The organism is Algoriphagus ornithinivorans, from assembly GCF_900115305.1.
In the GTDB taxonomy this organism is placed as follows: Bacteria; Bacteroidota; Bacteroidia; order Cytophagales; family Cyclobacteriaceae; genus Algoriphagus; species Algoriphagus ornithinivorans.
This window is the reverse complement of the sequence record NZ_FOVW01000005.1, coordinates 315951-337655: the sequence shown is the minus strand read 5'-3', so window position 1 is coordinate 337655 and position 21705 is coordinate 315951. Positions and strand designations below refer to the sequence as shown.

The 21705-nt window shown below is 39.7% G+C and carries 18 protein-coding genes; 4 read left to right on the top strand and 14 right to left on the bottom strand.

The genetic code is table 11. The annotated features are described in order from the left end of the window. Positions 1-7 precede the first annotated feature (7 nt). Together BM073_RS09790 and thpR are read right to left on the bottom strand one after the other, a co-directional pair. A complete protein-coding gene (locus BM073_RS09790; protein ID WP_091653650.1) occupies positions 8-3085 on the bottom strand; it encodes a SusC/RagA family TonB-linked outer membrane protein in 3078 nt (1025 codons plus the stop codon). Between the two features lie 490 nt (positions 3086-3575). After that, the gene (gene thpR, locus BM073_RS09785) at positions 3576-4115 is read right to left on the bottom strand and encodes an RNA 2',3'-cyclic phosphodiesterase (RefSeq protein WP_175557883.1); all 540 of its coding nucleotides are present in this window, start codon (positions 4113-4115) and stop codon (positions 3576-3578) included. Between the two features lie 212 nt (positions 4116-4327). On the opposite strand from thpR, the gene BM073_RS09780 reads away from it, so the two are divergent. Further along, positions 4328-5242, top strand: a complete 915-nt coding sequence (locus BM073_RS09780) for a universal stress protein (RefSeq protein ID WP_091653647.1) — start codon at positions 4328-4330, stop codon at positions 5240-5242. Here the strand turns inward: BM073_RS09780 and BM073_RS09775 are convergent. Next, positions 5239-6159, bottom strand: coding sequence for a class I SAM-dependent methyltransferase (locus tag BM073_RS09775; RefSeq protein ID WP_139217472.1), 921 nt, complete (start codon positions 6157-6159; stop codon positions 5239-5241). The genes BM073_RS09780 and BM073_RS09775 overlap by 4 nt on opposite strands. Continuing rightward, complete coding sequence (locus tag BM073_RS09770) at positions 6159-7529, bottom strand: exopolysaccharide biosynthesis polyprenyl glycosylphosphotransferase (protein ID WP_091653643.1); 1371 nt, start codon at positions 7527-7529, stop codon at positions 6159-6161. Before BM073_RS09770 ends, BM073_RS09775 begins: the two co-directional genes overlap by 1 nt. Before the next feature lie 156 nt (positions 7530-7685). Here BM073_RS09770 and BM073_RS09765 point away from each other — a divergent pair, with 156 nt between their 5' ends. Then, positions 7686-8357, top strand: a complete 672-nt coding sequence (locus BM073_RS09765) for a methyltransferase domain-containing protein (protein ID WP_091653642.1) — start codon at positions 7686-7688, stop codon at positions 8355-8357. On the opposite strand, the gene BM073_RS09760 is transcribed toward BM073_RS09765, so the two are convergent. The 5 genes from BM073_RS09760 to BM073_RS18070 all read right to left on the bottom strand — a co-directional run bounded on the left by BM073_RS09760 (position 8354) and on the right by BM073_RS18070 (position 13131). Next, positions 8354-9142, bottom strand: coding sequence for a DUF3050 domain-containing protein (locus tag BM073_RS09760; protein WP_091653765.1), 789 nt, complete (start codon positions 9140-9142; stop codon positions 8354-8356). The genes BM073_RS09765 and BM073_RS09760 overlap by 4 nt on opposite strands. Before the next feature lie 83 nt (positions 9143-9225). Beyond that, entirely contained in the window at positions 9226-11016 is a 1791-nt protein-coding gene (locus BM073_RS09755; protein WP_091653640.1) for an ABC transporter ATP-binding protein, read from the bottom strand. A 75-nt stretch (positions 11017-11091) separates the two neighbouring features. Next, positions 11092-12213, bottom strand: a complete 1122-nt coding sequence (gene solA, locus BM073_RS09750; protein ID WP_091653638.1) for an N-methyl-L-tryptophan oxidase — start codon at positions 12211-12213, stop codon at positions 11092-11094. A gap of 88 nt (positions 12214-12301) precedes the next feature. Then, positions 12302-12901 carry a hypothetical protein gene (locus BM073_RS09745; RefSeq protein WP_091653636.1) on the bottom strand — a complete coding sequence of 200 codons (600 nt, stop codon included), beginning with the start codon at positions 12899-12901 and terminating at the stop codon, positions 12302-12304. Further along, a complete protein-coding gene (locus tag BM073_RS18070; protein ID WP_091653634.1) occupies positions 12898-13131 on the bottom strand; it encodes a hypothetical protein in 234 nt (77 codons plus the stop codon). The genes BM073_RS09745 and BM073_RS18070 overlap by 4 nt, the downstream gene beginning before the upstream one ends. Between BM073_RS18070 and BM073_RS09735 the strand changes: the two genes are divergently transcribed. Continuing rightward, positions 13118-14296 (top strand): tetratricopeptide repeat protein, encoded by a 1179-nt coding sequence (locus BM073_RS09735; protein ID WP_175557882.1) that lies wholly within the window; start codon positions 13118-13120, stop codon positions 14294-14296. The two genes, BM073_RS18070 and BM073_RS09735, sit on opposite strands and share 14 nt — an antisense overlap. A gap of 4 nt (positions 14297-14300) precedes the next feature. Here BM073_RS09735 and BM073_RS09730 read toward each other — a convergent pair whose 3' ends face one another. Both BM073_RS09730 and rbfA read right to left on the bottom strand, forming a co-directional pair. Next, a complete protein-coding gene (locus BM073_RS09730; protein ID WP_217643099.1) occupies positions 14301-15527 on the bottom strand; it encodes an FtsX-like permease family protein in 1227 nt (408 codons plus the stop codon). Between the two features lie 9 nt (positions 15528-15536). Then, positions 15537-15920 (bottom strand): 30S ribosome-binding factor RbfA, encoded by a 384-nt coding sequence (rbfA, locus tag BM073_RS09725; protein ID WP_091653629.1) that lies wholly within the window; start codon positions 15918-15920, stop codon positions 15537-15539. 82 nt (positions 15921-16002) lie between these two features. Here rbfA and BM073_RS09720 point away from each other — a divergent pair, with 82 nt between their 5' ends. Next, positions 16003-17388, top strand: a complete 1386-nt coding sequence (locus BM073_RS09720) for a hypothetical protein (RefSeq protein ID WP_091653627.1) — start codon at positions 16003-16005, stop codon at positions 17386-17388. Between the two features lie 226 nt (positions 17389-17614). Here BM073_RS09720 and secDF read toward each other — a convergent pair whose 3' ends face one another. The 3 genes from secDF to BM073_RS09705 all read right to left on the bottom strand — a co-directional run bounded on the left by secDF (position 17615) and on the right by BM073_RS09705 (position 21700). Beyond that, a complete protein-coding gene (secDF, locus tag BM073_RS09715; RefSeq protein WP_091653626.1) occupies positions 17615-20587 on the bottom strand; it encodes a protein translocase subunit SecDF in 2973 nt (990 codons plus the stop codon). 90 nt (positions 20588-20677) lie between these two features. Further along, positions 20678-21022 carry a hypothetical protein gene (locus BM073_RS09710; protein ID WP_091653624.1) on the bottom strand — a complete coding sequence of 115 codons (345 nt, stop codon included), beginning with the start codon at positions 21020-21022 and terminating at the stop codon, positions 20678-20680. A gap of 57 nt (positions 21023-21079) precedes the next feature. Then, entirely contained in the window at positions 21080-21700 is a 621-nt protein-coding gene (locus BM073_RS09705; RefSeq protein ID WP_091653623.1) for a uridine kinase family protein, read from the bottom strand. Positions 21701-21705 lie beyond the last annotated feature (5 nt).

Sequence of the window (21705 nt, the reverse complement as noted above, 5' to 3'; positions counted from 1 at the left end):
TTTGAAATTAGAATCCAACATTAACACCTAAGGTGTAGGTTCTGATAATCGGAGCCACATTCCAGTCAACTCCAAATGATTGCTGTCCAGAGAACGTGTTAGACTCAGGATCTAAACCAGTATAATTGGTGAATATGAATGGGTTTTGTACCTGAGCAAAAACTCTTGCATTTGTAATCTTGCCAGCAAATGCCGACTGAAGCACATTGCTAGGTAAAGTGTAACCCAAAACGATATTCTGAATTCTGACGAAGTCACCTTTTTCTACAAATCGGCTGTTGGAAGCAGAAGTCTGCCACATATTGGCATCTTGGCCAGAGTACAATTTTGGCATATCTGTCACTTGACCACTTTCAGTCCATCTGTTCATAATAGATGCATGGTTATTAGAAAATCCTTGTCCCAAAAGACCTCTCAAAGACTCGTTCATGATGAAGTTACCACCAGAGAATCTTGTAAAGATTTCAGCATCAAAATTCCCATACTTGAAAGTATTGCTCCATCCGCCTTGCCACTTAGGAAGCGTATTTCCTAAAAACTCTTGAGTTGGCCCTGAAGCCGTTGTAGATACATTGCCCGGGTTAGCTGGGTCGTAGGTTCTCCAACCAATAGCACCTCTTTGAAGGTTATATTGAACGATTTCTTCACCTCTATGGTACAAAGGATTTCCGTTTGCCGGATTAACACCAGCCCATTTGAATCCATATAACTGAGCTACTGGACCACCAACTTCAGTTCTATTATAAGTACCAGTCAATGGTTGGATTAAATTGGTGACCTCATTATTCAAGAATGTAATATTGAAATCAGTATTCCAAGTGAATTTACCTCTGCTTAGTACAGTCGCCAATGCTCTCAATTCCAAACCGGAGTTTCTCATTGCACCTACGTTTTGGTTGATGCTGTTACCAGGCACACCTAAAGATGGAGGGGTAGGAGCAGCCAAGATCAAACCGTCGATATTATTGATGAAGTAATCCGCCGTTAAAGAAACCGGACCAATAGTCATATCGAAACCTACATTGAACTTCTTGGAAGTTTCCCACTGCAAGCCTCCATTAGCAACTCGAGCATACCCGATACCAGCTCCTGCTCCTCCTAATACTGGAGAAAATCCACCGAATGCAGCAAATGAAGCTAATCCTACGTTTCCTACTTCTGCATAAGAACCTCTTACTTTCAAGTCAGAGATCAAATTCGAGTTGAAGAATGCCTCATCAGAAACTCTCCATCCAACTGATCCACCGAAGAAAGTACCTCTCTTATTATCTCCGATCAAATCAGAAATTCCATCATTTCTAACTGTCAATGACAAGAGATATCTTCCGCCATAGTTGTAGTTGAATCTACCGAAGTAGGAATCAAATCCCTGCTCGCTGTAACCACCTCCAGAGAACTGGTTATTGTAGGATCCTGAAATCAGGTTTTGCTCACGGTAGAAGTTATCGGAGATATCTGTTCCCCAACCTGCAAAATTGTAAAGTCTTGTAAACTGGTATTCCACACCACCTGTTACATTGATATTGTGGTTTTCACCGATTACAGTCTGATAGTTCAAGGTGTTTTGCCAGTTCCAACGAATAGCTGGATTGTAGGCCATATACACATAACCATTTGAACTTCTTCCATCACCGTGTCTAGGGTCTAGAGACTGAAAATCATCAGCCAAAGTCAAATCTGTACCGATTTGTGTTCTTGCTGTCAAGCCAGTTGCCAAATCAGCTTCTCCATACACAGAGCCTAAAATTCTGTGTGCACGGCTTCTATAAAGGTTATTGTCAATGACAAATCCGATGTTTGGAATGTTATTGTCCGGACCTGCCAAGTTTGCGCCAAAGCCTGTAGTTGCACCATTAGCAGTGACATTATAGCCATCAAACGCAATATTTTCAGGATCGTAAATCGGTACGTTTGGCAAGGCTCTGGTTGAATTATAGATCGCGCCGGAAAGAGAGTTTGCTCCATTATTCAAGCCGAAAATCTCTGTCAAAGAGTAGGAAAGAGAAGTTCCAATTCTAATTGCATCTGAAATGCTATGATCAATATTTGCTCTAAAAGAGTATCTCTTCAGGTCATTAGGTCTAATAGCAGACTCCTGATCTGTAAAACCTAAAGAGAAGAAATATTTGGTAGCAGCTGATCCGCCAGAAATCGAAATATTATGCTGCTGAGTAAAGCCTTTTCTATAAATCAAGTCCTGCCAATCGGTATTTACACCTGGATTAGCCAATGGAGATTGTCCAGCATTGCTTCTCTTTTCGTTGGCAATAGTAACAAACTGATCTCCATTTAAAAGTTGAAAACGTTCTACTTCCTCATTGAAACCCATGGAAGTATTGTAGCTCACTTTAGCTTTACCATCTGATCCTCTTTTTGTTGTGATCAAAATAACGCCATTAGCCGCCCTTGAACCATAAATTGCAGTTGCAGAACCATCTTTCAATACTTCATAAGATTGAATATCTGCTGGGTTGATGTTTGCCAATGGGTTGGAAGCATTCACAGCTGATCTGTCATCATCTACAATCGGAACGCCATCGATAACGATTAATGGATCCGCACTTGATGTCAAAGAGTTGACACCACGAATTCTAATGATAGGTCTTGCACCTAAAATACCATTTGGAGTGGTCACCTGAACACCAGGTGCGCGGCCAGCTAATTGAGAATCGAAGGATGGTGCCACTAAGTTGGCAATCGATTCATTGCTGATAGAACTCACTGAGCCGGTCACTTCTCTTCGCTCCTGAGTACCATAGCCTACAACGACAACTTCATTGAGGACTTTTACATCTGTTTCCAACTGAACGTCGATTACAGATCTGTTTTGAATATTCACTTCCTTGGTTAGATAACCAACAAAGCTGAACACCAAAGTAGTAGCATTTTCAGGAACATTGATTGAATAAGTGCCATCTATATCTGTGATGGCTCCAACAGTAGTTCCTTTTACTACTATACTTGCACCTGGTACTCCCTGCGGCTCTTCAGACGAGGTTACTTTACCAGTGATAGTTTTGGACTGCGCAAGAGCTGACATCACCGTCATCACTCCCAGCAGGATCCCGAGTAAAACTTTCTTCATTGGGTAAAAATTTAACGTGGGTTAATTTGATTTTGGGCTAAAGAAAAAATTTTAAAATAAAGAATCAAAATCTGTTAAATCTCCTTTAAATAGTATTTTTCAGAATATAATTCTTATAAATTGATTTTTTTAAAATTTAATATAAGAAACTCTAAATTTTCAATATTCTATAAACGAAAGATGTATTTATAAATCAAAAGGAGTATTCTTTATTTTGCCGAACTTCCCTAAAACAAAATGTTATTTGTTTTCTTTAAAAAATTCTATAAATATTAATATTTACTAAAATCCCTTTTGCCCAAATTTTATTAATTCATTGAGGTCATGAAAGAGCTAAAAGCAAATAAAGTTCTAAGTGGAAAAAACAACATCATGAAGAAAATTGGAACTTCATTTCCCTACTTAGACAAAACTCAAAATTAAATTTTTCTTTCTTTTTTTGTTAAAAGCTAGAAAAACCAAGCTGAGTGGTGTTAAAATTAGATTTTGATTAATTTTTTAATAAAAAATTCATGTGAGGAGACCATTTGCCATCCAACCTTTTCAACAAAGTCAATTCCGAAACCTGGAATTCACTTTCAAGCTTCGCCTCCTTTACTTCCTGGAAAACTGCTTCAAAAATCTGCCTCTTTAAGTCCTTAAAGGCTACAGTCATATGGGGATGATAGTTTCTGTCACTCAATTCATCTGGAAGGTGAACTTGGGTTTTCAGAAACTTTTTTAGATCTGATTGAAAAGTATATAAGTCTTGCTCTGCTTTTATATCCAAAAAAATCACTCTTTTACCAAAAGTATCCACGCCTTTCACTCTCATTCCGAAAGTGCTTTTATTACTACAAAAATCCTGTAGCATGGAAGCTAACTTTTCCTCTTTATGCTCATCATATGAAAAGGGCATTTTTACCGTAACATGGGCAGGGGACTTTAAAGCATACTTTACATTGAATTTTTCACGCAGATGTAACTTTAGCTCCTCCACTTTTTCTAAAAACTCTTGAGGTGGGAGTATGGCTAGAAAATATTTCTGCATGTTTTTCATAGAATCATTTTTTGGAATAGATGTAGTTTTAAGAAGTTTCTACAAAGTTTTAAACCTCAAATCTACAGGGTATCAATCTTTATTCTTGTGTACAATTCATCTCATTCTGTTACCTTAGAGAGGATTCCTGAGGTAAAAACATAAAAACTGTTTAAATAACCCAAGCAATCTTTTAAATTAAGGCTATTAATCAATAACACCCTATGAAGTTTTTTTCTAAAGTGATGATCGGTCTCGATATGACCGAGATGGACGAGATTCTAATCCAAAAGACAGTAGTTTTTCTGAAGTTTTTGGGAGTAGAGAAATGCTATTTTGTTCACGTTTCAAAAAATTTGGCTATTCCGGATGAAATTCTATCTCAGTACCCAAATTTATTGGCTGCAGGAGACGAGTCGGTTGAGGCGATCATGCAAAAGAAAATTGATGCCCAAAATTTCCCAAAGGATATAGAAGTAGAGGTTTTTGCTGAGGAAGGAGAACATCCTCTAGAAACATTCTTAAGGTGGGCAAAAATCAAAGATGTTGATTTAATCATTATGGGTAGAAAGGAAACCTTGAAGGGTTCGGGAGCCTTAGCAAACGGCGTGGCAAAAAAAGCTCCTTGCTCGGTAATGCTTCTTCAGGAAAAGAGAGCTCCGGAACTACCTAAACAAATTATGATTCCTACCGATTTCTCAGATCATAATCACATGATCTATGATTTTGGAGAGCGGATTGCTGATCAATTGAATGCCAAATTGATCCCAGTTCATATCTTTCATGTTCCACAGGGCTATTCCAAAACGGGGAAATCCTATGAGGAATTTGTGGAGATCATGAAAGAAAATGCGCGTAAGGATTACAAAAACTTTGTATCCAAGCATAACCACCCAGAATTAGAATGCGATTTTATTCTGGATGAGGGCGAAGATATCGGTGAAACTTTATTAAAGGAAGCTCACAAAATGGATGTGGATATGTTTATCATGGGTTCCCGTGGCAGAACCAAATCAGCTGCCATCCTTCTCGGTAGTACTGCTGAAAAATTAATCAAAGTTAATAATGTGCTCCCCATGATCATTTTCAAGAAAAAGGGAGAAACCATGGGCTTTTTCGAAGCTTTATTCAGAATCTAATCTGCTTTCTTCAATATAAAGAGAGCTTGATCTCCACGGCCTTCCTGATTATACAGGAAGGCTTTTTTATGAAAATCACTCATCTCCTCTGATGAAAAATACTCATTTTCATCTACCTCTAAACTATGACCTTGCTCATACAAGGCTGTTCCCCAAAACTGAAAAGCAGTAGAATCAAACTCCATATGTGATAATTTCAGCCCTTGAGTTTTGGCCAATGCTTTCAAACCGCTGATGGAAGGAATGACCAAATGTCTTGGAGCATCGAGCTGAACCCAATTAGCTCTTTTGTCTTTCCAGACTTGTCCATCTGTAATGGGAAGCCTAATCAAGAGGGTTCCTCCAGGGTTCAGCCTTTCTTTACAAGCTTTCAGCACACTTTCGGGATTTGACATATGCTCGAAGGAATGATGCATCATAATCAAATCAAAAGTCTGGTCTGAATCCAGAAAGTCCATTTTTTGGAGACTCAGGCCTTTCCCAAGCACTTGATCTTTTTCCAAATACGGGTCAAATCCCGTCAAATTCTTGAATCCCGAACAGTGTAACTCATATAATAACTGTCCATTTCCACAGCCCACATCTGCTATAGACTGATTGAATCCTTGGAATACATTTTTTAACCAATACCCATAAACTTTGGGGGCAAAAAAGCTCATCCTTAATTGGAGAAAAAGTTTTGCACGAAGAGCCTTGAAAGCTTTGGATATCAAACTTGAAGGCACAAGAGGGACAAAAGAATAATAGGAGCCTGAATAGTAATCGGAAAGATTATCAGGTATTTGTTCGATCTGAAGCGAAAAGCAGTCCAAGCACTCTAAATAAGAGAAGCTATCTCCTGCTCCAAACATGCGCTCGTAAGCTTGAAACTTGGTAAGGTGGGTACTTTTACAGAATGGACATTGCCTGTCGATCACTAGTAGGCATTTTCACGGTTAAAAAGTAATTCATGGATTGTCTTGATCATTATGCCCATGTCCAACAAAAATGACCAGTTGTTGATATAAAAAGAATCCAGCTTTACTCTTGAACGAATTTGATGTGGGTTTTCGATTTCACCCCTGTATCCTCTGACCTGAGCTAAGCCTGTAATTCCAGGACGGATTTTATGTCTGGAATTATAACGCTCAATTTGGGATTTGAATGTCTTATTCATCGGGATCGTATGAGGTCTTGGACCCACAATTGACATATCTCCTAACAACACATTAATGAACTGAGGCATCTCGTCCAAAGAGGAGGTTCTCAAAAAAGAACCAATCCTAGTGACTCTTGGATCATTTTTTACAGCCTGATGGGTGTCTGCATAATCGTTGGGAGTCATGGACCGAAACTTCAAACAGTTGAACTCACGGTTATTTACCCCATTCCTTTTTTGGATAAAAAAGATTGGACCTCTTGATTCCAATTTGATAAGGATACCTACCAAAGGAATCAACCAAGAAAGGATAAATACGATCACAAAGCTGGCGAAAATAACATCAAAAGCACGCTTCATGATGCTGTTGATCGCATGATCCAGTGGAATTTCATTGACATTGATTACAAAGAAATCCCCGTATCTGGAAAAGCTTAGATTTTTCTCCAATTGTAAGCTGCCTCCCGGAATCATTTTTACTTTAATGTAATTCTCGTCAGCGTAGCCAATAATCTTCTTGACCAATTTGGGTTCTAAATGCTCGTGGATATAAATCAGGTCCAAGTCCAACCCTGGAGCTTCGCTAAAGAAATCATCAATCCCCCCACGAGTTTGATTACAGTCTGCCTGATTGTCAAAATATCCGAGGAAGTTAATTCCAAAGTCTTTTCTAATCTTAAATACGTCTGCGAGTTTAGGGCTTGTTCCTCCCTTTCCGACTATAACTGCATTCCGATAATTATTTCCTTTTACTCTATACTGGCGAAGCAACATATGTACTCCAACCCGGAATATCCCCATGATCACCAGCATTCCTATTCCTAAAGAAAGAATTGGAATCACCTGTATGGAAGGGGTATTAAAAGGAACCCAAAGAACCGCCGCTGCGCCTACAAACCAGAAAACAGTCCCAGTTAGATGGCGAAGTGTATGGTCATATTCATCAGTTCGCCCGATTTTATAATCTTTTCTCAAAGCGGCAATTAAGAGCCACAGGACTGATAGCGGAAGTAATGCGTCTAAATCAGCCCCGTTGAAAAGGCCAATTTGAGTTAGAAAAAAATTACAAAGGAATAGAGAAACAAGAGAGGCAATAAAGTCACTGCTCACAAAAAGCCAGGGAAAATACTTATCGAATCTACGCTTCATAAAAATCTATAGCAAACAATCATATTTTATCAAAAATCAGGCTAAGCCGATCTTTTCTCTGGTTTTTAGGATTTCAAAACCAAAATTAAGAAAAGAATCGTCAAGCATGCTTACTTTTGATGATAAATTATTATACAAACAGCCCCAAAGGCGCTCATGAATTTTATCTCAAATCTATTCGCTTCTTCGGAAAACCCAGCTTCTCTAGGGGCAAAATTCCGTAAAAAACGTTTAGCTGTATTTGAAAATCTTTTTTTTCAACACTTCCAAAAAGACCAAGCAATCAAGGTCTTAGATGTAGGAGGAACTGCCTATTTTTGGAAAGGAAGTAGTCTATTAAACCTTCCTCAAATAGAGATTGTTCTCCTCAATTTGAGCACTGAAGATACAAAGCACCCCAAACTTCAATCCATTGCAGGAGACGCTACTTCCCTCCCTCAATATAAGGATGATTATTTTGATCTGGTCTTTTCCAACTCAGTAATTGAGCATTTATATACTTTTGAGAACCAGGAAAAAATGGCCAAGGAAATTTTAAGAGTAGGTAAAAAACATTTCGTTCAGACCCCCAATAAATATTTTCCTGTCGAAGCTCACTATGCTTTGCCTTTCGCTCAATATTTTCCAAAAAATTTACTTTTATCTATTCTGACCAAAACAAAACTGAGCAGGCTCAGAAAATGGTCGGAATCAGAAGCGAAACAATACTTGGAAGAAATCAGGCTATTGGATGAAAAAGAAATGAAAAGCCTTTTCCCTAATTCTAAAATATTCAAAGAAAAAGTGGCCGGACTGACAAAGTCAATCACGGCCCATAATTTTTATTAGTATGCTAAAGCTGCTTTTCGTTTAAGCAGTTCGTGATGTATACCATCCCAAAGGATTTTTCTTGCCTCCAATGCATCTTTTCCCGCTGCTGTTGCTTGGTCTAAATGCAAATCAGATTCCAATAGCATTTCTACCATTCTCCAAGCCAATGGTCCATGCTCCTCCTCGTCCAGGTGAATATGTCTGTCAAAGTAATAAGCCAAAGTTTTTAATTCCTCAGGCTGGTTTTTGATCAGCTCCTGCACAATCTGTCGGAATAAATCCGGAATCAAATCTTCTCTGCCCAAAGTGAAGGAAGCGGCGATTTCATGGGCTTCTCCAAACAAAGCAGTTTGATAATTTACCCTTAAGAACTGCTGCACAAAACCCGGAACCTTAGCCACTTTCATGGCCTCATCCAATTTAGCTCCAGAGGAAAGAGACTCAATCAACTTCTCTATTCTTGAAGTAGAAGCTCCCGCCTCACTCATGGCTCTTAGATAAAGTTCAAAGTGACTACAATAGCCACCTTCTCCATCCTCATCACTTTCTTCAGCTAATACAATATCATTGATCAATCGAGCAACCAATGGGTCCGATGCTGGCAACCAAGGAAGTGACATTCCGGTCAATCTATGCTGCAATGCTTTCAGCAGTGACATAAAGTCCCAAACCGCAAACACATGGTACTCCATGAATATCCTAAAATCATCCAACCCATTCAAATGCTGGTAAATTGGATGCTTCAACAACTCTTCTCTCTCTTTGGCCACGGAGGCCACCAATATTTCCAGTGAATTATTCATAATCATTTCAGTTACGAAATATAAACTATCCTTGGATGGTCAAATGTTCAGAAATTTTAATTGAAAATGCCTATGGTAGATATTTAGTTATCGGCAAACTGAAGGCGTACTAAATTCGCATAAAAGCCATCCTCCTGCTCTAAAAGCTGCAAATGATTTCCCTGCTCTACAATTTTTCCCTCGCTTAGCACATATATTCTATCCACTTTTCTGATGGTCGCCAATCTGTGAGCGATTATAATAGTGGTTCTGCCTTTCATCAATTCATCCAATGCCTCTTGTACTAAGTGCTCAGACTCCGCATCCAAGGAAGAGGTTGCTTCATCTAAAATCAAGATAGAAGGATCTTTCAAAATGGCTCTGGCGATTGCTACTCTTTGCCTCTGTCCACCTGAAAGCTTAACTCCCCTCTCGCCAACCAAGGTATCTAAGCCTTCCGGAAACTGAGAAATAAACTGCCAGGCATTGGCTTTTTTGGCAGCCATAATTATTTCTTCCTCGCTGGCATTAGGCTTGGCATAAGCAATATTTTCCCGAATGGACCCACCAAATAATAAAACCTCCTGAGGCACCATTCCGATATGGGAACGCAATTGTTCCAGATTCCAACGATTTAGATTCTGCCCATCAATTTTAATCTCCCCTTGGTGTACGTCATAAAACTTAAGCAAAAGCTGGATGATGGTAGACTTACCGGCTCCTGAATGTCCTGCCAAGGCAATTTTTTCACCAGGATTGACATAAAAGCTTAAATCCTTCAAAACCTGAAGCTCCGGTCGAGTTGGATAGGAAAAAACGACCTGTTCGAATTCAATTTTTCCCTCCAGCTTATCCACCTGAAACTCGCTACTTTCCTCAACTTTTTCATCCAAAATTTCTAAGACCCGCTCAGAACTTCCTATTGCTTTTTGGATCTGACTGTAGATATCACCCAAGCCCGCGATAGAGCCTCCTATAAAAGTGGTATACAAAACAAAGGATACTAATTCACCAATACTCATTTCGCCTGAAGCCACCAAGCTTGCGCCATACCACATGACCGCTACGATTCCTCCAAATAGTGCAAAAATGATAAATGATATGAATGCCCCTCTGAATTTGGCAGTCTTCAAGGCTACATGAACCACTCTGTTGAGACCTTTGGAATATCGGCTAGATTCATACGCTTCTCCCACAAATGATTTGACTGTACTGATAGACTGCAAAGTTTCTTCTACAATCACATTGGCAGCAGCTAATTCGTCTTGAGTCTTTTTGGAAAGTCCACGAATAAATCGACCGAAAACCATCGCAACCAATACCAAAATTGGGAAGGTCCCCAACATGAAAAAGGTCAATTTGGGGGTGGTGAAAAACAGAAAAGCAATCCCTGCAATCAGCGTAACTACCTGTCGGAATAATTCTGCTAGGGTCACTGAAAAAGTATCCTGGAGCAAACTGACATCGGAAGTGATTCTAGAGATCAATTCCCCTGTTCTTCTTTTGTCAAAAAAGGTCATCGGCAACCTCAAAAGCCTATTGTAAAGCGACTGCCGGATATCCCGCATGGACCTTTCAGAGACAAGTGCAAATAACCATACTCTGAAAAAGGAAAAAATACTTTGCACAGCCAGAATCCCCACCAACATCAATGCGATAGTATTGATATCAGAAACTATCCAGTCTTCTCCTTGGGCGGTATCTATCAGCTTTCCTGCAACAAAAGGAAACGTCAATAAGGTTAAAGAAGACAGCAGGAGGAAAAATAAACCCGCAATAAAGGTCCATTTATAGGGTAATAAAAACCTGAAAATCCCACTTAATTTCTGAAAACTCTGCTTATTCAACTTCCGCTTTTCGTGCTCTTCCAAAGCAGTTCCTCTCTTCTTGGCCATAGTACTATTACTTCAATCTGCAAAAATAGACCTTTTACTTAGAAAAAAGGGAAAAGACTCGGATTGTCTGAGGAATTAGGCCAAGCTGGCCAAAAGCTGCTGACTCATCTTCTCTCCAATAGCAGCAGAGTGCTTAAATCCATGACCGGAACATGCGGATACCATCCAAGTCATTGGAGAATCAGGATGCTTGCCTATCACAAATTTTGAATCCTCCCTCACCGTGTAAAAACAAACCTCAGATTTGAGAAACTCCTTTTTAAGCCCTTTGATTTTGCCCTGGATTTTTTGATTCCAAAATTCCTCCTGTTCGGTTTGGTTCACTGATCTATTCAAAAAGTCCGGATGTGCTGAATCTATGAAAGATTCTGTGGCCACTTTGATTGACTCTCCATCCAAACTGGGAAAGCCATAGATAAAATCCTCAGCTTGGTGTCCAAATCCCCACATAAAAACGGGAAGATTACCAAAATCAAGAGACTGATCCTCAATTTTTATCCAATGCAAAACCTGTCTACAAATCTTGAATTTATTGGCTTGATTCTCTGGCAGAAAGTCCTTGATCCAGCCACCATTGCATAACAGGACTCTTTGAGCCATGATCTTTTCTTCCTTGAGTTGAAGACAGACTCCTTGTTCGGTTTGTTCCAATTCAATCAAAGGCGCATGAACTCTCAGCTGCGCGCCTTGCTTCAGGGCCAAATCCAGTTGGGTTTCAACTATTTTTTCAGGAAAAAGATAGCCCGCACTAGGTTCAAAATAAACAGCCCCAGTTTTAGGTAAGTCAAATACCCCATAACGTTTTTCCAGTTCTTCGGAACCCAACAATTCATGAGAAATGGAGCGCTTTTTCGCGATACTTTTGGTTCGCTCAAAAAATCCCTCTCCTCCATGCTTGGACCATGGCTGAACTCCTGAGTCCAGTAAAATTCCTCCACTAGGTATGAAAAGCTGATTTCCCGAATCTTGCTCCATTTGTCTCCATATTTCCTGGGATCTTTGGGCAAAGTTCACATACTCTTCTCCTTCGCCTACTGCAAGCCGTGTAATTCTGGTTTCACCGTGAGAAGAGCCCATCGCATGAGGTGGGTCAAAGCGATCTAATCCTAGAACTGAAAAACCAGATTTTGATAAAAAGTACAAGGCAGCTGACCCAACAGCTCCCAGACCGACTACAACTATATCGACTTGCTTCATGCTAATAACTTTGAACCAAAATAATCATTAGAAGCAGTTGAAGCACTTATGAACTACATTAATTCCGAAATCAAGGATAATTCTATGATCAATCTTTCCCCATTTGGGCGTCGATCAGTTCCCTTTTGAGTTTCCGCTCTCGCTCTAAGGTGTTTTTTCTATGCTGATCAAATTCTTCCTGAACCTCTTCCAAGTCCTTTTGGGCTTTACGAATCTTCCTGAAGCTCCTGAAATATTGAAAGGAGAAAAATGCCAATGCAAGTCCCAAACCTCCTACTAATAGCCACATCAGAGAGGAATAAACGGCCTTATGAATAGCTATTCCAAAAATTGAAAAATTATCCTTTGCTTCTATTGCTTCCTGCTTTTCAGCTTCAGTTTGATCCAAAACTTGATTTAAACTGGAAATGCTATCATTTTTTGAAGTCAGCTGGGTTTTAAGCTCCACAACTTCCGCCCTCATGGTCCTCATGGAATCCAGCATATTGGATCTTAACTTATCCAGATTACTTTTCTTGACTACTTTATATTCCTGATAATTATTGGAAGCATCGTAGATGTATTCAAATTGGGAATCGATGGTACCGGAGTTCAATGAGTTTTGAGATTCTGAGGACTCCTGAGCCTGAATGTTGGCAGAAAAAAAAGAGAAAATGCCAACCATTAAGCTGAGGGTAATTTTTTTCATAAATTAGGTGTTTTACTATTTACTGAAAGCTGAGAAACCAATAAACGTGCCTCATTTTCAAAATTATGGCCTTTTTTTGGAAAGGCCTGACCAAAAGTTGATTTTTGATCGTAAATCAATGGGATAAAATCTCCGGAATGACATCCCAAAAATGCTGTGGATTTTCTACATGTTTCGAAAAAAATTACCTTGAAAAAAAACCTGATGGTAAAATACGTGTTCATTTTCATTTTAATGTTTGGGTTGGGCATTAGGACCTTCGCCCAAGAAAATGATTTTGATTTAGGAATTCAGGCCTATAATGAGGGGGATTATGAGTCTGCTTTTCTCCTTTTTGACAACTGGTTGCGAGAAAATCCAAGAGACCCTGAAGGCTATTGGTACTTGGGACAGGTTTACGAGCAATTTGATGGGATGAGTGATTTTTTGGCTTTGGAAAACTACAACCAAGCCTTGGCGCTCAACCCCGAGATGACTCCCGTCTATTTGCATAGGGGGCGCTTATACCTTCGATTAAAAAGATTTGAAGAGGCTGAGGCTGATTTTAAAACCTATAGAAGATTACCTAAAGGAGAGACTACCCGAATTATCTATAAAACCTCCGGCACAGACAGTGGAGTTTCTTCTATTTTCACTGACCAATCCGAAAACCCTTCTCAGATTTTATATCTTTTGTCTTTGAGTAAAGCTGGCCAAGGACAAGTTGAAACTGCCATTTCCCTATTGGACTCTGCTATATACTATAGTCCACTTGAGTCAGATTTCTATGCTGAAAAAGGCAAGCTACTCATGGATGAAAAGCAGGATCAGGCAGCCTTGATTGCCTTGGAAAAAGCCTTGCAGATCAATCCGGATCATTATCTGGCTAAGCAGCGAGTCTTGAGCATCCGTCAGGGAGGGGACAGGGAGAAATTGGAAGAATTGACCAAAGCAATCTCTACCGATCCTGAAAACCCTCTGCCGTGGAAGATTAGAGGCTATTATAAATTTTCCAAATCAGACTTCAAAGGGGCATTGACCGACTTTTCAGAAGCTATTTCATTGCATCCAGAGGATGCGGAAAATTGGTTTTACCGAGCAAAAACATATGCCAAACTGAAAAACTGGATCAAGGCTGAACAGGATTTCACCGAAGCCATGTTTCTGACTGAGCAAGAGCCTGAATTGCTTTTGGGGAGAGGACAAGCCCGGTATTATCAAAACAAGACCGAATTGGCTTTGGCTGATTTCATCCAATTGATCAGTATTGATCCCAGCAACGCCAGCGGATATTATCACAGAGGGATTACTTTACACAGACTGAATCGCGCATCTGAAGCCTGTAATGATCTGACCAAAGCAGTGCAACTCGGAATGGAAAATATAGGAGAAGTCAAGCAAAAAATCTGCAATTAATTTTTTAAAGCTCTTTGATAGTATCTACTCTGGAAGCAATAAAAGCTGGTCTCCAAGAAGCAAGCAATGTAATGGTGACGACTGCTAAACTGATCCAAACAAAATCTGAAAGTACAATCCGGACCGGATAAGCATCGACCACAGCAGAGGCAATTCCCAAGGATACCAAACCAAAGGATTGCTGGGCGAGGCAAATCAAATAGCCCATGACCAAACCAATCAAAGCGCCTGTAAAGGCTATTAAAGCACCCTGCTTCAAAAATATTTTTTGAATCAATCGATCTGGGGCTCCCATGGCTTTGAGAACAGCAATGTCCTTTTTCTTCTCAATGGCCAGCATACTCAGAGAAAAGAAAATATTAAATGAGGCTATCGCCAAAATAAACGTGAGCGTAAGGAATACAAAAAGCTTTTCCAATTTCACAGTTCTCAATAATCCCGCATGCTGTTCATCCGTATTTTTCACAGTGAAATCACTTCCTAAATGGGCTTTTAGTCTTTTTTGAACTTCCGCAACAGTACTTCCTTTTGATACTTTGATTTCCAGGGAAGTTCTTCGATTTCCGTAATTCAAAAGGTCTCGGGTAAAGTTTAAGGGTGCAATGACATATTCATCATCGAATTGTCTTTCCACAGAGAAGAAAGCTACCGGATCCAAAACAGCCGAAGCATATAGCTGGCTTGGATCTAAGGTAGCAGCACTTCGGGGTGCTTTGGGATAAAAAACTTTTAAAGGAACATTCTGATCATCCAGATTGACTGAAAGAAAAAATCCAACACCTCTTCCCAGAATAGCCCCGGGTCTCAGGTCAGTCCCCAGTGTGGTGTCTCCCCAAAAATATCCACGGGTAAATCGGTCTTGCTCCAGAAAATTATCCGATACACCCTTGATCGTTCCTACCAACTGATTGCCTTTATAGTCTAATAAGGCATTGTCCTCGATCACTTCTGTTAATACAGCGACGCCCTCAATGGCTCTAATTCCTCCAAGCCATTCTTCATCCACCTCAAAACTTTTACCCAGGCTCGCTTCTACCTTTAATTCGGCATCAAAGCTGGCAAAAAGTCCACGGATCAGGTCTTCCAAACCATTGAAAACAGACATGACAATGACCAATGCCATAGTCCCCACTGCAACTCCCACCATAGAGATGGTAGAAAGCACAGTGATGAAATTCCGCTTTTTTTTACTTCGGAAATATCGGGCCGCTATAAAATAACTGAGATTCAATCGCTGAAATTAATCTTCGTCCTCCTCTTCTTCTTCCTCAGGAGCAGGTGGAATATCCAGACCGGAAATGACTTTGTCCATATGCTGAGCATAAGAAGCGGATTCATCAGGAAAAAAGGCGAGCTCAGGGATAATTCGAACAGATTTCCCGATTCTCTTGCTCAGATAAAGCCTGATTTCCTTTTTATGATCATTGATCAACTCATAGGTAGACTGAGGATCTGCCAGCAAAAAGCTCAGATAAACCTTGGCTACACCTAGGTCGGGACTAACCAACACCCTGGTAATAGTAACCATGGCTTTACCAACAAGATGTCTAGCCTCTTTTTGAAAAATTTCTCCTAACTCCTTTTGCAGGAGTTTTGCGTGTTTTTGTTGTCTTTTACTTTCCATATAAAGTATTTGTGGTACAAATTTAGCGAAATACTTGGGCAAGCTTTAATTTCGGGGCAATCCTTAACGAATACCCAACACCTTGTATCAATTTTTCAAAGTAAACGATCCTTTCCGACTCATAGGAATATTGCTGTTCCTGGTGATTTGGAGCCTTATTTACATCCTATTTTCGGATTTTCCGATTACTGCTACACAGCTAAATTGGATGTTATTAGGAGAGCGCCTTGGCAATGGTGTTTTTCTTTACCAACACATTATTGATGATACCGGGCCATTATCAGCAGGATTATTTTCCTTGTTGGATTTTCTTTTTGGCAGGAATCCGCTCATGCTGGAAATTCTTGGAAGGATTTTAGTCTTGTTCCAAGTTGTTTTCTGGAACAACGTATTAATCAAATACCGGGTTTATGATGAAAACACCTATTTGCCAGCTATCATCATGTTGGCACTTTTCCATATCAGCTTTGATACCTTAAGTCTTTCACCAGCATTATTGGGAAGTACTTTCTTGGTTTTGGCCTTATCCCAACTTTTCTCCCAAACAGTACTCCAAAAAGACAGCACCGAATCAACCTTGTTGATCGGTATTTATGGAGGACTTGCTACAGGATTTCATCCTATCTACGTGGTTTTCCTTCCCTACATGATTTTAGTAGGCATTGCTATCAGTGGGTTTTCATTTAGACAACTGATGCTTTCTCTCATGGGATATCTCTTGCCCATATTATTGATCTCTGTTTTTTACTATTGGAATAATGGATTAGATGAAGCAATAGAAATATGGCCATTGATTTTTGTATCCGAAAAGTACCTATATCAACCCTATCTGAATTGGTTGATTTTAGGTGCGCTTCCGGTTTTACTTGCTTTGGTAGGATTATTTTTCAGTTCAGTCTTTAGAGCTTCCACCATCAATCAACAAAAACAAAGGCAATTGATGGTCATTTGGTTAATTTTTGCTGTGCTGAGTATTTTCTTTTCAAAAAGACAGGCTGGATTTCAATTGGTAATTTTACTTCCGGGACTTAGTTATTTGATTACACCATTTTTTCTGACTGTCAAAAAAAGCATTGCCACCATTGCTTTTTATCTTCTTATTATCGCTTTGCCTGCATTTAGCTGGTGGTGGATGTCTGAGGAAGTAAAAAAAGAATCCGACTACTTCATCAAAGAAAATCTCTCCTCCAAATATGAGGGAAAAGGAATGATGATTTTAGGAGATGATACCAGTCCATACCTAAATGGAAGCTTCGAAGGACCTTTTTTAAATTTCCATCTGAGCAAGCTATTCCTGGAAATGGATAGAAGCCTGCCGCAACGTGCCAAATTATTCCAGTTGATCCAAAGCCAAAGGCCTTCGCTTATTTTGGATCAGGAAGGAGTTTTTGAAAAGCTACTGAAAGATTACCCAGAACTGGCAAGAGAATATAGACTGGAAAGCAACGGAATTTATAGACTGAAATAAAGAGGCTTCAGAATCCTTTCTATCGAAGCCGATTTCTTTCGAATAGAAATGCTTTCAGATTTCTTATACTAAAAATTGATTGCTAATCTTTACTAGGTATCCGGTTAGGGAAAATTCTTAAAATAAAATCGCCTCAAAACCCTATCCAGCTAAGTCTGCATAGCAAGTAATTAAAAAAGCCACTCCCTTCAAAAAGGAGTGGCTTTACAATTATATAGACTAGAGATTAGCTGACTTTTTTAGCTTCTTTCTCTTTTTCACTTTCAATCTCACGCTTCATCAAGTCTACTACAATAGGAGTAGCGATGTATACTGAAGAATAAGTACCTACTAGGATACCTATGAACAATGCGAAAGAGAATCCTCTTAACACTTCACCACCAAATATCAAGAGTACAATTACCACAATCAATGTTGTGAATGAAGTAATCAAAGTACGTCCTAATGTCTGATTAATGGCATCATTGAAGATTTTCACAAGCTTGCCAGTTCCTCTGTTTTCGATATTCTCTCTGATTCGGTCAAATACGATCACGGTATCGTTGATGGAATAACCAATCACTGTTAACACCGCTGCAATAAATACTTGATCGATTTCGAAGGTTGCCCCAAATGCACTTGCAATAGCAAAGGCTGCAATCACAAATAAGGTATCGTGAATCAATGCAATGATGGAAGCCAAAGAGAATTGCCACTTACGGAATCTTACCAAGATATAAAGGAAGATGGCAATCAATGCAGCTAGCATCGCCTCCACAGAGGAAGCTTTGATATCATCTGCAACTGTAGCTCCTACTTTGGATGAACCTGTGATAGCAAACTGTCCAGAAGAAAGGTTTTCAGCATCATCAGTGAATGTCAATCCAGTCACTGTTGCAATTCCTGATTTTACTTTTTCCTCTACTTGTTTGTTAGAAGCATCATCATCTTCATTGATCAAGTAGGAAGTAGTAACTTTCAATACATTGTTTGCACCGTATGTTTTTACCTCTACCGAACCATCAAATTCACCATCCAAACCGACTTTCAGTTCAGAAGGAACTACTGGCTCATCAAAAGCTACGATGTAAGATCTACCTCCAGTAAAATCAACACCGAATTTCAATCCATTAATAGCTGCAATCCCTAAACCAAGGATTATAATTCCTGAAGAGATCAAATAAGCAACTTTACGCTTTCCTAAGAAATCGAAGTTTAAGCTGCTCAATGTATTTTTTGCAATTGGAGAAGAGAAACTGATAGAGCTCTTATCACCTTTTTTACTCATCCAAGACACAATTACTCTTGTGATGAATACCGCAGAGAAGAAGGAAGAAGCAATACCGATCATCAATACGATTGCAAATCCTTTAACAGGACCCTGACCCAAGGCGTACAAAATAGCACCGGTCAAGAAGGTGGTAACATTGGAGTCCAAAATAGCAGAGAATGCCTTATTGTAACCAGAGTTAATTGCAGCAATCAATCCTGCTCCATTTCTGAGTTCTTCTTTGATACGCTCGAAAATCAGAACGTTCGCATCAATGGACATACCAATTGTTAACACAATACCTGCGATACCTGGCAATGTAAGTGCGGCACCTAACTGAGCTAGAATTCCTAGAATAAAGAAGATGTTGAACACCAATGCAGCAATTGCTACAAGTCCACCTTTAGAATAGTAAGCCAACATGAATAGCACTACGATCACCAAACCGGAAATCATAGAGAACACACCTTGACTTTGAGCTTCTTTACCCAAAGTTGGACCAATGATACTTTCTTCTACGATTTGAGTAGGCGCTGGAAGAGAACCTGACTTCAAGATATTAGCCAAATCCTGAGCTTCCTGAAGGCTGAAAGAACCTGAAATTTCAGATTGTCCTGTAGGAATTTCTCCGTTTACTACCGGAGCTGTATATACATAGTTGTCTAGTACAACTGCAATTCTTTTTCCAATATTAGCAGCGGTCAAGGATCTCCATTTTCTAGCTCCTTCAGCATTCATCTGCATGGAAACTGCAGGTCTGGAAGTTTGGTCCAAAACCTGACGGGCATCTGTCACCACATCTCCTTCCAAAGGAGCTTCATCTGTTCCTCTTGGAGCCTTGATAGCGTAAAGTTCAAGAACCTCGTCGCTAGTTCCTTCCGGAGTGAATGGTTTTACTCCCCAAAGCAATTTGATGTCTCTTGGTAAAAGAGAATTGTAATCAGGGTTTTTCAATATTCTGTTGATCACAACGGTATCTCTCACCTGATAAGCCAAACCATAATTTGGATACAACAAGCTGAAAACTGGAGAAACATCTGTGCTAGGATTCAACGGATCAATCTCTGCCAACTGCTTTTCCAAAGCATTTCTTAGAGAATCTTCCTCAGACATATTTTCTGTGGAAACTGTATCAGCTGCAGCAGGAGTGTTAGAAGATTTGTTATCAGCAACCCAAGCCGCATTTACTGCTTCCAAAGAACCGCCTAAATCATTCAATTCAGCCACTTCCCAGAACTGAAGCTTAGCTACACCCTGCAGCAAGTTTCTAACTCTTTCCTGATTATCCACACCTGGAAGCTCGATTTGGATTCTTCCAGAACCTTGGATTCTCTGAATATTTGGCTGAGAAGTACCGAAACGATCGATACGAGTTCTCAAAATGTTGAAAGAACGATCGATCGCATTTTCAACTTCTTTGTCGATGATATCCAAAATCTCAGAGTCAGAAGACTCCAAAGAGATTCTTCCTCTGTTCGCAGCTGTTGCGAAAATGCTGCTTAATTTTCTGTTTGGATTATTAGACTGCCAAGCGGAATAGAATAGGTTTACAAATTTATCAGTAGAGGTTTTTGCTGTCTGTCTGGCATCTTCTACTGCTTTGTTAAAGCCTTCATCTTTGGGATTTCCTGCCAGACCTTTGACGATTTCCACTGGGGAAACTTCCAAAGTCACGTGCATACCACCTTGAAGATCCAGACCCAAACCTAGTTCGGTTTCTTTGATCTCTTGATAAGTAAAATCAGCACCTAGGAAATTGTAAACAGGCTCTCTCCAGATAGAATCCAGATAAGCTCTTCTTTTGGCAAAATCAACATTGCCGGAAGCATCAGTTGCATACTCGGATGCATTTTTCTGAATGCCATTAGATACAAATGTGAATGACAGATAGTACAGACAGAGGCCTGTAATAATCACTGTCAAAAACACAATGACACCTTTGTTTTGCATAGGGATTAGATATTAAATTATTATTTGTGAATACAGAATTAGGCAATGCTGCAGAGCAGCTTGCAGATTTAAATTAGAAAAAAGAGGATTTTAGGGTCCTTTAGTGGATATAATCCGCTCAAAAAGTATTTCAACCAGCTGATTGGGCTGAATAATGGAAACAGCTTCTGCTACAAAAGATCTGGGCTCGAAGCTGACAATTTCATAAATCAAATAGAATACTGTGTGGGTCACCTGAACCGCAAATGGAACTACGGCATCCACTGCAACGCTCAAAAAAGTTTGTTCTTGATCAGAATTGGTATGTTGCTCGGTTTGAACCGACTCATCCAAAGCAGTATATTCTACTGAAGAGATGAAGAAACACAAAAGCAAAGCAAGCAAAACGGTAATCCGCTGCTTCAAAAGATTGCTATTTGTCTTCCTGCTATTCATGGGTTGCAAATATAGCCATATTTTGATTCCCAAGTAGTTTAGCTATGATTTTTTAGCTTATTTACCGGACTTGGCTCTCAAATAAGTACGGATCACTTCCAGCGCTTTATCGAAACTATGATTGTTTGGAACGATCAGGTCCGCCTCATTTTTGAAAGGCTTGATATACTTTTCATATGTAGGCATGACGTGCATTTCGTATCGATAAAGCACATCATCCAGGTCATAGCCTCTTTCTACTTTATCCCGGATGATTCTTCTTTTTAGTTTGATATGATCTTTGGCATCGATAAAAATTTTCAAATCCAACAAATCTGCCAATTCGGGATAATAAAGAACAAATATTCCCTCCACTACTACCACTGGAGCTGAATTGAAAGTCAACATTTTTGGCTTTTTAGCGGCGTTATTAAAAGTGTATTCTTCCCTTTGTACAGTTTCTCCAGCCTGGATTTTACGGATATCAGAAGCATAGGCTTCAAAATCAATGCTAAAAGGAGTATCGAAATTATGCACCCCCTGAGCATCTACTGGCTGCAAATGTCTGGGTTTGTAATAATTATCCTGAGAAATCAGACAAACCTCGCCGGGTTCAAAAGTACTCAATAAACGCTCTAAGAAAAGGGTCTTTCCTGAAGCAGAACCCCCAGTAATCCCGACGATAAATGGCTTTTGCATGGGCA